This window comes from Streptomyces sp. NPDC048483 (genome assembly GCF_040651455.1).
GTDB lineage: Bacteria > Actinomycetota > Actinomycetes > Streptomycetales > Streptomycetaceae > Streptomyces.
The window spans coordinates 92,079-104,058 of sequence record NZ_JBEZJZ010000010.1 but is presented as its reverse complement, the minus strand read 5'-3'; the positions used below and the strand labels follow the sequence as shown (position 1 = coordinate 104,058).

9 protein-coding genes and 3 pseudogenes are annotated in these 11,980 nt (G+C 68.4%); 5 read left to right on the top strand and 7 right to left on the bottom strand.

The annotated features are described in order from the left end of the window. Nucleotides 1-116 precede the first annotated feature (116 nt). Nucleotides 117-665 carry a hypothetical protein gene (locus tag AB0D04_RS08130; RefSeq protein ID WP_362700584.1) on the top strand — a complete coding sequence of 183 codons (549 nt, stop codon included), beginning with the start codon at nucleotides 117-119 and terminating at the stop codon, nucleotides 663-665. A 214-nt stretch (nucleotides 666-879) separates the two neighbouring features. On the opposite strand, the gene AB0D04_RS08125 is transcribed toward AB0D04_RS08130, so the two are convergent. From AB0D04_RS08125 to AB0D04_RS08115, 3 genes are all read right to left on the bottom strand, one after another. Then, nucleotides 880-1,062 carry a hypothetical protein gene (locus AB0D04_RS08125; RefSeq protein WP_362700583.1) on the bottom strand — a complete coding sequence of 61 codons (183 nt, stop codon included), beginning with the start codon at nucleotides 1,060-1,062 and terminating at the stop codon, nucleotides 880-882. Nucleotides 1,063-1,326: 264 nt separating this feature from the next. Continuing rightward, nucleotides 1,327-3,147 carry a hypothetical protein gene (locus AB0D04_RS08120; protein ID WP_362700581.1) on the bottom strand — a complete coding sequence of 607 codons (1,821 nt, stop codon included), beginning with the start codon at nucleotides 3,145-3,147 and terminating at the stop codon, nucleotides 1,327-1,329. A gap of 454 nt (nucleotides 3,148-3,601) precedes the next feature. Then, on the bottom strand, nucleotides 3,602-4,258 hold the full coding sequence (locus tag AB0D04_RS08115) for a maleylpyruvate isomerase N-terminal domain-containing protein (RefSeq protein ID WP_362700640.1): 657 nt from the start codon (nucleotides 4,256-4,258) through the stop codon (nucleotides 3,602-3,604). A 592-nt stretch (nucleotides 4,259-4,850) separates the two neighbouring features. Between AB0D04_RS08115 and AB0D04_RS08110 the strand changes: the two are divergent. Both AB0D04_RS08110 and AB0D04_RS08105 read left to right on the top strand, forming a co-directional pair. Beyond that, a pseudogene (locus AB0D04_RS08110) lies at nucleotides 4,851-5,149 on the top strand (hypothetical protein); the annotation flags it as partial. A gap of 78 nt (nucleotides 5,150-5,227) precedes the next feature. After that, nucleotides 5,228-6,067 (top strand): aldo/keto reductase, encoded by an 840-nt coding sequence (locus tag AB0D04_RS08105; protein ID WP_362700579.1) that lies wholly within the window; start codon nucleotides 5,228-5,230, stop codon nucleotides 6,065-6,067. A gap of 64 nt (nucleotides 6,068-6,131) precedes the next feature. Here AB0D04_RS08105 and AB0D04_RS08100 read toward each other — a convergent pair. Both AB0D04_RS08100 and AB0D04_RS08095 read right to left on the bottom strand, forming a co-directional pair. Further along, nucleotides 6,132-6,254: pseudogene (locus AB0D04_RS08100) on the bottom strand (IS5/IS1182 family transposase); the annotation flags it as partial. A 283-nt stretch (nucleotides 6,255-6,537) separates the two neighbouring features. Beyond that, on the bottom strand, nucleotides 6,538-7,887 hold the full coding sequence (locus tag AB0D04_RS08095; RefSeq protein ID WP_362700577.1) for a serine hydrolase domain-containing protein: 1,350 nt from the start codon (nucleotides 7,885-7,887) through the stop codon (nucleotides 6,538-6,540). A 738-nt stretch (nucleotides 7,888-8,625) separates the two neighbouring features. Here AB0D04_RS08095 and AB0D04_RS08090 point away from each other — a divergent pair. Then, nucleotides 8,626-9,455 (top strand): annotated as a pseudogene (locus tag AB0D04_RS08090) (IS5 family transposase); the annotation flags it as partial. Between the two features lie 84 nt (nucleotides 9,456-9,539). On the opposite strand, the gene AB0D04_RS08085 reads toward AB0D04_RS08090, so the two are convergent. Further along, complete coding sequence (locus AB0D04_RS08085) at nucleotides 9,540-10,769, bottom strand: hypothetical protein (protein ID WP_362700575.1); 1,230 nt, start codon at nucleotides 10,767-10,769, stop codon at nucleotides 9,540-9,542. A gap of 234 nt (nucleotides 10,770-11,003) precedes the next feature. Between AB0D04_RS08085 and AB0D04_RS08080 the strand changes: the two genes are divergently transcribed. Then, complete coding sequence (locus AB0D04_RS08080; protein ID WP_362700573.1) at nucleotides 11,004-11,618, top strand: peptidoglycan-binding domain-containing protein; 615 nt, start codon at nucleotides 11,004-11,006, stop codon at nucleotides 11,616-11,618. Nucleotides 11,619-11,708: 90 nt separating this feature from the next. Here the strand turns inward: AB0D04_RS08080 and AB0D04_RS08075 are convergent, their stop codons facing one another. Then, nucleotides 11,709-11,903, bottom strand: coding sequence for a hypothetical protein (locus AB0D04_RS08075; RefSeq protein WP_362700571.1), 195 nt, complete (start codon nucleotides 11,901-11,903; stop codon nucleotides 11,709-11,711). Nucleotides 11,904-11,980: the final 77 nt, after the last annotated feature.

Here is an 11,980-nt window from a genome sequence, read left to right as displayed (position 1 = left end):
CTCGCGGTGGGGGCGTCGCTGATCTGCGAACGAGCTGATCAGGGCTGCCCTCTCCGGTCAGGGTGATACCGTCCATCGGATTCCAAACGATCTTGCGACTCGCTTCGGAGGTGCCAATGAGTGACGCTTACTCTCCCGTTGCGGAACTCAACAGGCTCAAGGAGTTCGACGAGCGATGTGGAAGCGAGTTCTACGCCACCGGCTTCGAGCTCGTCGAGTTCGGCAGGTCCTGCGGCGCCGAGACATACTCGGAGGAGCAAGAGTTCATCGGCAGCTTCTTGTGCTTCGCCCGCGCCAACGGTTCTGGTTCGGACTATGCGCTCTGGCGCGTCGACGACCGCGAGGACTTGGCCACCTTGCCTGTGGTGGTCTTCGGAGATGAGGGAGGAATCGGTGTCGTCGCCCGCAACCTCCGGGACCTGTTTCGGCAACTCGGATGCGACTGGTGGCAGTGGCCTTCCTGGGACGGAGCTCAGTTCATGGAGCCCGACACTGACGACAAGCCCAGTCCACGCCATGGGGATTACGTCGCATGGCTGAATGAGAACTTCGGCCTTATTTCACCGGACAACCCCAACGACCTCCGGGACGCCGCAGAGACCGAGTTCGGTGCTCAGTTGGAGAGCTGGGTGGATCGCTTCTACCAAGACGAGGACGAGCGGTAACCTGCGGCGCTCGGCAAACGGCCCAGTCAGTTCCCGATCATGCGGCGGTACTCGGCCAGCGAGGCGACCGCCGCCTCTTCGTCGGCGTCGCCGCTGCGGTGATCGCGTTCGGGCTCAAGCCAGAAAGCGGTTCTGGCAGGGGCAGACCGGCGATCACAGCGTCGCGGTGGCGGTCGATGGGACGATTGGAGCTTCCTCGCCGACCTCTACGAGATCACCAGATCCCCCACCAGGACACCGGCCGGCCGGGCACCGCCGACGGCATTGCCCTGGCCGACTTGCCGCTCACGTCCCCGACCATGCCCAGGAAGCTCGGCACCTCCCCGTAACGCATCAGCGGCAGGGACTTGAACCCCTCGAATGCCTCGCCGATCTCGTCGTACTGCTGCACGCTCACGTGCCGCCCCCCGTGCTTCGCCCAGTGCTTCGCCCTGTGCTTCGTCCTGTACGCGGCCACGCCGGTCCTCCGGATGCAGAGGCTCAACGGGTCGCGGTCGTGGCAGAGAGTCTCCTCCGCCCTGTCTGGCCGCCGTACTGGCAGATGACACAAGGAAGTTGGCTGGGTGATTCTCCTATCGCCCAACACCCCCTCCACACTCCGCCTCTCTCCCCTCTCAGAAGTTCACCGATGCCTGCTGGACGGGCACGGCGCACCGCGTGCTCACCCACGCTGCCATTTCTCGTGAACGGTCAGCGCCAGCAGTCCCCGTGCCAGCTCCCTCGCCGCCAGGTCCGGGTGCGGGCTTCCGTCGCACGGGAAACCGGAGACGACGCGGCGTGGGGAGGAGGCGATGAGCTCCACCGCGGGACGGGCCTCCGCCGGGAGCAAGCGCATCGCCGACAGTGCGCGCAGAGCGCCGAGGTGCGGCTGGTGCAGATCGCCGCGGCGGGCGAGCTGGTCCGCGATCACCGGCGCCGTATCGTGCTTGCGGCCCGTGACGCGCCAGATCGCGGCAGCCGCGTCCGCCCGGCTCTCCCGGTCCGGCGCTTTCAGCCGTTCCTCCACCAGAGGCAGCAACACCGCCGCACCCGGGCCGAGTTCACCCGCCACCCGGACGGCTACCGTACGCCGCGCCACGGCGTCCGACAGCGCCCGCACCACGTCCACCGCGGGCCCCGCGTCCCCCGTGACCCGCGCCAGCGCCATCGCTGCCGTCAGATCGCCGGCCCCGGCACATGCGCGCAGGGCCCGCGCCGCCACAGGACCCGCCGCCCGGCCCAGCGAGGCCAGCACATCGGCCGAGGCGGGCAGCAGACGGACCAGATCGTCGAGGCAGCCGACCGCGAGCGCGGGGAAGTGCCGCAGCACGTCCAGCCATTCGGCACGCGGCCGGGCCACGACCCGTCGTGCCACCGGCTCGGCAGCCGTGCCGAACACCTCCACCGCCGCGGGCACGACCGTGCCGGGCGCGGTGAACGGAGTCAGCTGCAACGTTGCCGCCTCCTCCGGCAGTTCGTCCATCAGACGCAGGACGAGACCGATCGCGCCGGGCACGCGCAGCCGCACCGCGGCAAGCGTCGCCGCCACCCGCACGGCCGGGTCCTTGGACCTCAGATGCGGCACCAGCCACGGCGCGGGCTCACCGCCCTCCAGAGCGGCGCCCACCCGCGCCACCCGGCAGAGGTCCTCCGCTCCCCCGGCCGACGCCGCGAGCCATGGCAGGACGTCCCTCTCCCGTTCGCGCCATGCCTCGGTGAGCTCCCAGGCCAGCGGCAGCCCTCGCGCCACCCCCCGGAGCGCCGCATCCGGGTCGTCCATCAGCCGTTCCATGAGCGGCCGGTAGGAGGCGGGCCATGGATGGTCCGTGTCGTCGGCAGGCGCCGCCTCGTGCGCGTCCAGCGCCGACTCCACCAGATCGGGCGGCAGCGGCAGCGGGGCCGTACGCAGCAGATCCGTCGCCGCTGCCGTGCGTACCAGCGGCTCCGGCGCGGACAGCAGCGCCCGGTTGCGCGCGCTCCTGATGTCCGGCGAGACATCGAGCAGGCCGAGAGCCGTGACGAGATCGGCCCGTACCTCGGCGTCCTCTTCCTCCTCCAACCGTGCCCGCAACAGCGGGAGCAGCGGCAGGGAAGCGTCCTCGCAGGCGGCGACGATCCACACCATCGCCCGCCGTACGGACCGGTCCTCGTCCGCCACCAGGCCCAGCACTGCGGGGAGGGCCGCGGCCACCGCCCGGCGCACCTGCCGATACTCGCGGCCGGTGCCGTCGGCCGCGCCGTGCAGCAGCCACAGCAGCGGCAGGCGGCTGCCGGGCCCGTCCAGGGCGAGCCGCGCGATGAACGGCACGGCGGCGGCCGTCGCCGAGTAGATCGTCCCCTGGTGGCAAAGCGACGAGAACAACTCGTCCAGCGCCGCGTCCCGCATCCGCACGTCCACGGAGCCGGCCGCCCGCAGCAGGCCGGGCACGTCGTCCGCCGGCCCGTACGCGTGCTCCAGCGCCGCCCAGTCGATGTCGTCCATGTCGTCGATCCCGTCCAGCATGCGCGTGACCCTATGCCAGAGGGGTGTCTGTCTCGGTGGGCGCGTCTGTCTCGGTAGGCGTCCTTCCGGCGGTCGGTAGGCGTCCTTCCGGCGGTCGGTAGGCGTCCTTCCGGCGGACGGACGATGATCAGGCCCCGAGTGGTCGTTCTCCGGTCGGCAGACGGCGACGCGTTCGAGCAGACCTGCCGTGGCTGAGGTGCCGGTCCACCCCCACTACGTGACGGGCATGACGCCGGGAACCCAGCCGGTCACCGCATCACGCGGGGACGCAGAGCCATCGCGGTCCGCTCCGCGCCGACATCACGTACCGGCCCTCTCGTACGAGCCGGGGCCGGCCGGAGCCGGGCCGGAACATCAGCTGCCGCGTCGGCGAGGTCGCTGCGGCCACGGCGTTTGCGCGGTTCCCGCGCCGTCGTCGTCCTGCCCGCGCCGAAGGTCCCGTTCAACCGGACGGTCAGCCGAGGACGAGCGGGAGTCTCGCGGCCAGCTCGCCCAGTTCGGCCTTCTCCGCGCCAGTCGGGGCACGCCGTCCGGTGCCGACCAGCAGCGCGTCCTTGTCGGAGAACGACGCGGGGAACGCGGTCCCGGCGATCCTCTCCAGCATCTCGCGGGACCGGGCGAGCCCCTCCGCGGGCGGTTCCGCCGCGTCCGGGAGGTGCGCGACCAGGTCGAGGTGGTGCAGCGTCCACTCCAGGACGTACGCGGAGAGGTAGTCGCCCACGGTGAGGACCACGTCCTGGGTGGCGACCCGCAGGCCCGGGTCGGCGAGTTCGGCGGCGCGGCCGGCGGCGGAGCCGACGTCGTCGAAGTGGAACTTGAGCAGCCAAGGCTCCTCGTAGGCGGCGGCCAGCCGGACGATCAGCGCGTCAAGGGGGTCGTCGCCGGTCGGCGGCGTTTCGGCAACGTCCCAGTAGGTCACCGCGTCGCGGGTCGGTTCCGTTGCGGCGGGGGTCACGAGGGTGATCAGGACGTCCTGAGCGTCGATGACCAGATGGCACACCAGGTCCCGCACGAGCCAGCCGGTACAGCCGGACGGCCGCGCGAAGTCCTCGTCCGGGAGTTCGGCGACCGCCGTGCGCAACGCCGTCCAAGAGCGTGAGAAGAGATCCACCTCGGCAAGGTAGTGCGGTGCCGCAATGGCGGACAAGCGCATTTGGTCGGTCGGCTGGGCTCGGCTCGCGTTCCCAGACGGTCGACCGTGCTCTTCCCCCGTTGTGGGGCGTTGAGGGGGGTGTGGGCGGGCGGTGCGTGGACCCCGTGACGTGCACGCCGCCACCCGACCGCCACAGACGCTGCGCCGGCGCATCGATCGCATAAGCGAGAACATCGACGCAGCATCAACTGACGCTTGGCAAGAGGGATTTCATCACCCACCGATGAAGGCAGCCCCGCCATGCCGCGGGTGCAGGCATCGGTGTGGCGGGCCACTCCACCTCCTCAGGCTCGGCGTCCAGGTCCACGTCGATGTCCTCGGTGCGGGACTCGCCGCACTCCACCTCCACCCGGCCAACGGCGCGGTGGGAGAATGGTGATATTGCCGCGCCGTCTTCGGATGGGATCCAGGCACCCGAGCAACGCATTGAGGGCCGTTCTCCCCTTTGTGCCGGACTCCGGCACAACGTGGGCACAGCGGTCCAGGACTTGTCCCCAGGGGCTGCTGCAGGGGCGGGCTGCGTGCCTACGGTCAGTCGGTTCCGGCGGTACTGACCGTGATCGGAACGGCGAGCGAAGTCCACCACGTTTTCCTCCGCGAACTCGGCGCCATGCCGGTCACCCACCGCCCGTGCCTGCCCGAGCGTGTCGCCGCGCTGCCCTCGCAGAACATCGACGTGGTACTGGGGACGCGGCCGGTAAGGGCGGACTCGCCGATCAGGGCCGCCTCACGGTTCGGCTGCACGAGGCGTACCCGTTGAAGGAAGCTGCCGCAGCTCACGAGGCCAGCGCCGGCGGCCCCAGCACGGGGAAAGCTCATGCTGCTGGTCGCGGCCCCTTCATCATGTGAAGGGGAATTTCCCCTGGCAGCACATCAGCCACTTCATCAGTTAGCGTTGCCACTTGAGCGAGGGGGAGAAGGCAGCACGTGATATCGACTGCGTTTCGTATCGGCGGGGATTTGAACGTACGGCGGCTCGGGTTCGGGGCCATGCACTTGCCAACAGAGGCGGGCCCGGCCCGTGAGACCTCTGTCGCGGTTGCCCGGCGGGCCGTCGAGCTGGGCGTCACTCTGATCGACACCGCGTATATGTATGGCGGGGGAACCAACGAGGAACTCCTGGCTGAGGCCCTGCACCCATACCCGGATGGGGTGCTGATCACCACCAAGGTCGGCATCGCCCGATCGGGCCCGTCAGGCGAGTGGAAGCTCGACGGACGGCCGGCTGTTCTGCGCGATCAGGTCGAGCAGGCTCTGCGCCGACTGCGCGTCGAGCGGATCGAGCTGCTTCAGCTGCACCGTATCGATCCGGAGACGCCACTCGCCGACCAAGTCGGCACGCTGCAGGACCTACGGGCCGAGGGAAAGATCGGCCGGATCGGGCTGTCCGAGGTCACCGTCGACGAACTCAACCAGGCACGGGAGATCGTCGACATCGCGAGCGTGCAGAACCGCTACAACCTGCTCGCCCGCGAGCACGAGCCTGTGCTCGCGGCCTGCGAAACGGCAGGGATCGCGTTCCTGCCGTGGCGCCCTGTCGCCTGGGGGGAGTCGGGGGCAAGAGCCGAGGTCGCCGCCGTGGCGGCCGAGGTCGACGCCACCCCCACCCAGGTTGCGCTCGCTTGGCTCCTCGGCCACTCGCCGGTCATCCTCCCGATCCCGGGCACCTCCCGGATCCACCACCTGGAGGAAAACCTCGCTGCGGAACGCCTCCACCTGCCCCGGGCCCACCGCGATCGCCTCGACCGTCTGGCCGAGCCGGCATAGGGCTCTGTCTCTTCGGTCATCGCCGAAGAGACAGATGAATGTACCGGTCCTCGTCAAAGCCCGGCGGCCGTCCGTCGCCTGAACCTCGGCGCAGACGGGCAGCCGTGTGATCCTTCTTCTCGGGGATCACATGCCAGATGCCGCGCCTGCGCAGGTACAGACGGATCTTGCGGTTGCTGTACGCCCTGGTTGTCGTACGCCCTGTCCACACCCACGCTGTCCCGGAGCGACCGAGAACCTCGCCTTCCGCAGCACCTCCTCCAGCAGGAGCCGCAGGCTTGCCTCGACTGGCATCTGAGCCAGCCAGTCCTTCCGGTACCCCCTTTGGTGCGGCGGGCGGCACCGGCGGCCGGGCCTGGAGCGGTCCGGCGGCATGCCGGTGGGGCAGGTAGGTGGGCAAGTAGGAGTCGGTGGGGAATCAGGAACCCCCGGCGCTCGTGGGAGCGACCGGGAGGCTTTGCCTCTGTGCCTCAGTGGCGCAGACTCGGCTTTATGAACGCCTGAGTCAGCGACTCGGGGACGGAAGGAAAGTACGGGGCCGCAAAGGGAGCCGGGGACATTGCCGGCTTCTCGCCCGTGCCGTGTACATCGACGCCGCACATCGCCTCTGCGGAGAAGGACCTGGACGCGTCATCGATCGGGCCCGGCTCGATCTGGCCATGCTCATCGAGCTGTTGGTACTTCGTCCGGTTGTAACCTATCGTCATCTGCCGTCGGCCATCCGGAGTGGAATAGGTCACCGATTCGGCACCCCAAACGGCTCCCGTGTGACCCCAGAAGCGCCCGCAGCTGGTGTCTACGGCTTGTATTCCAAGTCCGTAGCGCGCCTGCACCTTGCCGTGCTCGTCCTTGACCGGGACGGTGGTCTGCATTTCCCGGAGCTGGGCGGGGGGCAGCAAGGTGCCGCGTAGCAGCGCGCGGTAGAAGACGTTCACCTCGCCCATCGTCGAGACGAGCGCTCCTGCGGTGCCGCCCCAGGACATGTCATAGGTGCTGTAATCGCGTGCCGGGTCGACGATCCCGTAGAGCGACTCGTACATCTTGGAGTGCGGGCCGGCAATACGGGGAGAGTTCGGAAAATAAGTGTGCTTCAGCCCGGCTTTACGGATGACGTTGCGGGTGATGTACTCCTCGGCATTTTCGCCGGTAACCTTCTGCAAGAGCATTCCGACGATGATGTAGTTGGTGTTGGAGTACCTCCAGTTCGCACCCGGCTCGTTCGTCGGCTGCGCCGACAGTCCCAGGCGGGCCAGCTCCTCGGGGTCGAAGTGGCGGAAGCGGTTGTCGTCCAGGCTCGTGGCCGACCCCTTGAGCAGGGAGGGGAAGGCGCCGGGGATGTAGTCGGCGATACCGCTGGTGTGGTTGAGCAGCATCCGCACCGTGGTCTTCCGGCCGCGCTCCCCCGGAATCAGATCGGGAAGGTACCGCCCGATCGGCGCGTCCAACTCGATCCGTCCCTTGGCAACTTCCTGCAGCACGGCTACGGAGGTGAACGCCTTGGTGATACTGCCCATCCGATGCCGCATCTCGGGGCGCACGGGCCGCTGGGAGTTGACGTCGGTGACTCCAGCGGCGCCCCGCCACTCGTCCCTGCCGTCCCGCACAGCCGCGTAGACGCCGTACATGCCGGCTGCGTGTATTGCCGCCATCTTCCGGTCCAGGGCCTGATGATTCAGGGCTTGATGATTGCGGGTCTTGCGTTCATGTCCCTGGGTTTTCACTTCACTTGGAGAGAACGGCGTGGATACGGCATCCGTAGAGGCGGTGTTGGCCGCAGCTGCCTGCGTGGGAGCCGCCGCTGCCACTAAAGACAGCAGCACGGCCGTTGCCGTACCGACGGCCCGCGCTCGGCGGTGAGCCGTGTGGGACAGACGAGTTGGGTCAGATGGGTGGCCCGGTCGGGTCGGTCGGGTCGGTCGGAATGAGGTCATGGTGTCTCCCCCTCGCATCAGGGCCTCGGGATCACGGCTGGGCGATGATCTTGCTCCACATGATTCTCACCGCGCAGAAGGGACCTGCCATCAACCGCAGGGACGACCTCGTCTCATCAGAATCCGTGACGTTTGTCAGTCGTAAGGTGTCGATCGCGGCGGTATGAGGGAGGCTGCGTTTCTCCGAGCCGCGCCTGGCCCGCCGTTGCCGGGCCTCCTCCGCAGCTGCCCGCAGAGCCTGGCCTCGCCGGTGCGGACCAACTCGGCTGACTCCAGCAGCAAGTGGTGGATCTCTGTGATCACAGGCCAGTCCGGCATCTCTCTTCGCCGAGGACAGGCGTCCTGCTGGTCACGGGCTAGCCAGCCGGTCGGGGTGGCCAGATCACTCCCCCGGAAGGTGGATCAATGATGAATCGATGAACTGTCCCATGTCGCGAGGTAGCGCTTGATCACATCACTTGAGGTGTCCGTGAGACGGGTGCAGAGGTCGTTTTGATCTCTAGACTTCTGGGTGACGGCTGGGGCGGGACGGGACCTATGCCTGTCTCCTTCCAGGTCACCCCGTTCCGCGGCCGTGCTTCCGACGCGCGCCTGGGCGCATTCACCTCCGGGCGGTAGGTCCAAGTCATGAGTGAGCGACGCGCCTGTCCGAGTGATCTGTCCGATGCCCGCTGGGAGTTGATCGAGCCCGTCCTGGCGGCCTGGCGCCTCGAGCGCTGCGGCCGGGCCCTGGACTTCGGGCGGCCGCCGGAGCACGAGCTGCGCGAGATCATGGACGCGATCTTGTACGTCGACCGCACCGGGGTGCCGTGGCGCTACCTGCCACACGGCTTCCCGCCCTGGGAGACGGTCTACGGCTACTTCGCCAAGTGGCAGAAGGACGGCGTGTTCGCCCAGCTCAACGGCCTGCTCAGGGCGCTGATGCGGCAGAAGGAAGGCCGGAGCACGAGCCCGTCGGCCTGCGTGATCGACGCACAGAGCGTCAAAACCTCCACCAGCGTCCCCACCACGAGTCAGGGCACGGATGCGGGCAAGAAGATCGTGGGCCGCAAGCGGAGCATCGTGGCGGACACATTCGGGCTCCTGCCCGCGGTGTTGGTCACCGCAGCCAGCGCCCAGGACTCCGTGGCTGCAACCCAGCTGCTCGACCAGGTCGCCGCCGACCATCCCGGCATCTGCAAGGCCTGGGTCGACGGCGGCTACCGCCAGCACCTCGTCGAGCACGCCGCCACCCTCGGCATCGACAGGGAAATCGTCCAACGACCCCCCAGAATCAGGGGATTCACCGCGATACCAGAACGCTGGACTGTCGAGCGGACCTACGGCCGGCTGATGCTCCACCGCCGTCTCGCCCGCGGCTACGAAACCTCCTCGCCCGCTCCCAAGCCGTGATCCACTTGGCCATGACGGACCTCATGGCCCGCCGCCGCACTGGCGAGACCACCATCTCCTGGCGCGACCCGACACCCCACGAACAAGCACCGAATGCGCGAGGAAACATCAGGAGAAAGCGATCAGGTGTCCGACCCGAGTGGAGGTTCTCATCGTTGCGGTTCCCCGCCCGGCTGTAGCTTCACGACCACGGCTCGGATTGCGTTGCCGTATTGCGGACGTTTCCTGGACAGCGGCAAGGCAGTCTTGGGCGGTAGCGGAGCGTGGGCTGTCTGAGGGAACTCGTTGCGGACTTCAATGAGCACGTCATGCCATCTGGTGCCGTGGGCGCCGGCGGCGGCGTGGAGCGCGACGAGCACGGCTTTGAGTGGATCGGGGTCCGCCCCGACGATCAGGGCGAGAAGGGCCACTTCCTGTGGGGAGCTGTTGCTGCCGTCCGGCAGTGTGATGACGGTGTGGGGAATCTGCGGGTCGGCGGAGAGGAGATCCCGCGCTGTCGTCGGGGCATCCAGTGGCGGGGAGAGGGACAGGCCCCGGTCCAGTTCGGCCAGGCCGCGGGCGATCCAGTCCACACCACTGAGGCCGGCGACATCGCAGGAACGGTGTGCGGCCCAACGCGCTATCGCGCGCTGGGTCTCCGGCCCGGCCTCGTCGACCGCGTGTGCAAGAGCGACATCAAGTCTCCGCATCCCTTTCGCAGCACTGCCGACGGTGCGCAGCCGGTCACTGGGCAGCCGCCCGCCCCATTCCCTCTTCTCAGCGCGCTCCCGCCGCTCTCGTTCTTCCTGCTCCGCCTTCTCACGCTCCAGGCGTTCGGCCTGAGCCCTCTCATCAGGGGTCGGTGGCGGGGGCAGTTTCCTCGCGAACCGGTGCCAGTAGGCGGCAGATTCGCTGGTCTGCTTCACGATGCGGTCGCGCTCCTGCGGGGCGGGCCAGAACTGGAGCAGATACTCATCCAGCACCGGCTCGTCCTCCCACCGGTCTCCGCCGCGGGCCTCGTCCATGCCGCGGCAGTGGTAGCGGACGCGGTACGTGCCTGCCGGCAGACCGAGGCTCCACCCCTCGCCCTCCCACGGGACCAGATACGCGCCCTCCTCCGCCGCGCGGAAGGGCGTCTCCACGATGTCCTCCCAGCCGTCGAAGTCCACAGACGGCTCCCTTCCGTGCAGTTCGACGGTGAGGGGAACAGAGCCGGTGTGCAGGCCGGTCAGCAGCAACAGGTGTCCGGGAACAGCCGCCCCGCACAGTCCCGACCGCTGTCCCATGAAGCACTCGTGGAGACCAGCCTCCGGGTCTTCCTCCGCTTCGGCCTCGGTGCGGCCGTCGATGTACATCTGGCCGTAGGCCACGCTGAACTCGCCGTTGAAGAGTGTCCGCATAGCCACCAGGGTGCCCCAGGGCTCTGACAACGCCTGCGGACGCCTGTGGCCAGTACTGCGGCAGGGAGACTGCGCCGGTTCGGTCAGCCCGGACCTCAGGACTCGATCGCACCGATAGCCTCACCGGCACAAAACTCCCGCAGTGCAAAGCCGGGAAGCACCATCACATACCAGGTAGAAACGACCTCTTAGTCACCCACGAGGGGCGACCAGGGCAGGTGGGGCGATCGATGCATGCCGAAACGATTCCGTGCCCCAGCCTCTGACCAGGCTCCGAACGGAGCCGCTATCCGAGGCCAAAGGAAGCCGCTATGTCCCTGCGTCATCGTGCCGCCCTGGCACCAGCCACCGTTGCCACCGGTGCTGTGCCTCATCAACTACTGGTCCGAAGGCGAGCCCCTAACCCTTGACGGTGACTTCAGCCCCCGCACCGAGAGGTGGGTCGTTCACTTCCAGGACGTGAACGGTCTTCAGGTCGACGGAATCGTCGGACCGGAGACCTGGGGCGCCCCTGCGCGCGCTCTGACTGGCCGAGAGGTTCAACGCACGCACGGGTGCCGCTCGGCTGGTCGGTGTCGTTGCGGCCGGCGCTTCGCACCTTCCACGGCCGGGTTGCAGTATCTTTCGGCGCGGTTGCTCTTCTGTGGGCCCAATTGGCGTGCAGTGGCTCGGCGTTGCCGTCGCCGGGCGGGGTGCCGAGCACGTAGGCGGCAAGGGCGGCGCCTTCGAGTTGCGGGCCGATCCGGGCGTCCGGCGCTCACGATGCCCGCCGCGCTCTCGGCCACGGTGAACAGGGCGCGTCCTCGGCGCCGGAGGCGCCACCCTAGGACCACGCGTTCTCGCGCTTGACCAAGATCCCGTCGTACTCCTCCACGGGTGTGACAGCTGGGGTGGCGTCAAGGACTGCGCGGGCGCGGGCGAGGAGGTCGAGTGCCGTCATCAGGCGGCCTTACCGAGGTGGGAAGTGGCTCGCTTCGGGTCGCCCTTGACGAAGGTCACCACGTACTGGTGGTGCCGGCCCATCTTGCAGGAGGCACGCCATGGGTTGCCGATCCGCAGCGGCACCGTGCCGAGTGTGTTCATCAGTACCGCGTCGTACGGGGGCGTGATGTTCGCCGACTGGGCACACAACACACTGAAGTCCTACGAGGTCGCGATGTTGATGCACCCGCTCGGTCTGAGTGCGGCGATAGCCAGGTTCCGGAGGCGGC

Bases quoted from the DNA above. Each gene is read 5' to 3' on its own strand.
- AB0D04_RS08130 (WP_362700584.1), top strand. From the start codon at position 117: ATGAGTGACGCTTACTCTCCCGTTGCGGAACTCAACAGGCTCAAGGAG.
- AB0D04_RS08085 (WP_362700575.1), bottom strand. From the start codon at position 10,769: ATGCGGACACTCTTCAACGGCGAGTTCAGCGTGGCCTACGGCCAGATG.
- AB0D04_RS08080 (WP_362700573.1), top strand. From the start codon at position 11,004: ATGCCGAAACGATTCCGTGCCCCAGCCTCTGACCAGGCTCCGAACGGA.
- AB0D04_RS08120 (WP_362700581.1), bottom strand. From the start codon at position 3,147: ATGCTGGACGGGATCGACGACATGGACGACATCGACTGGGCGGCGCTG.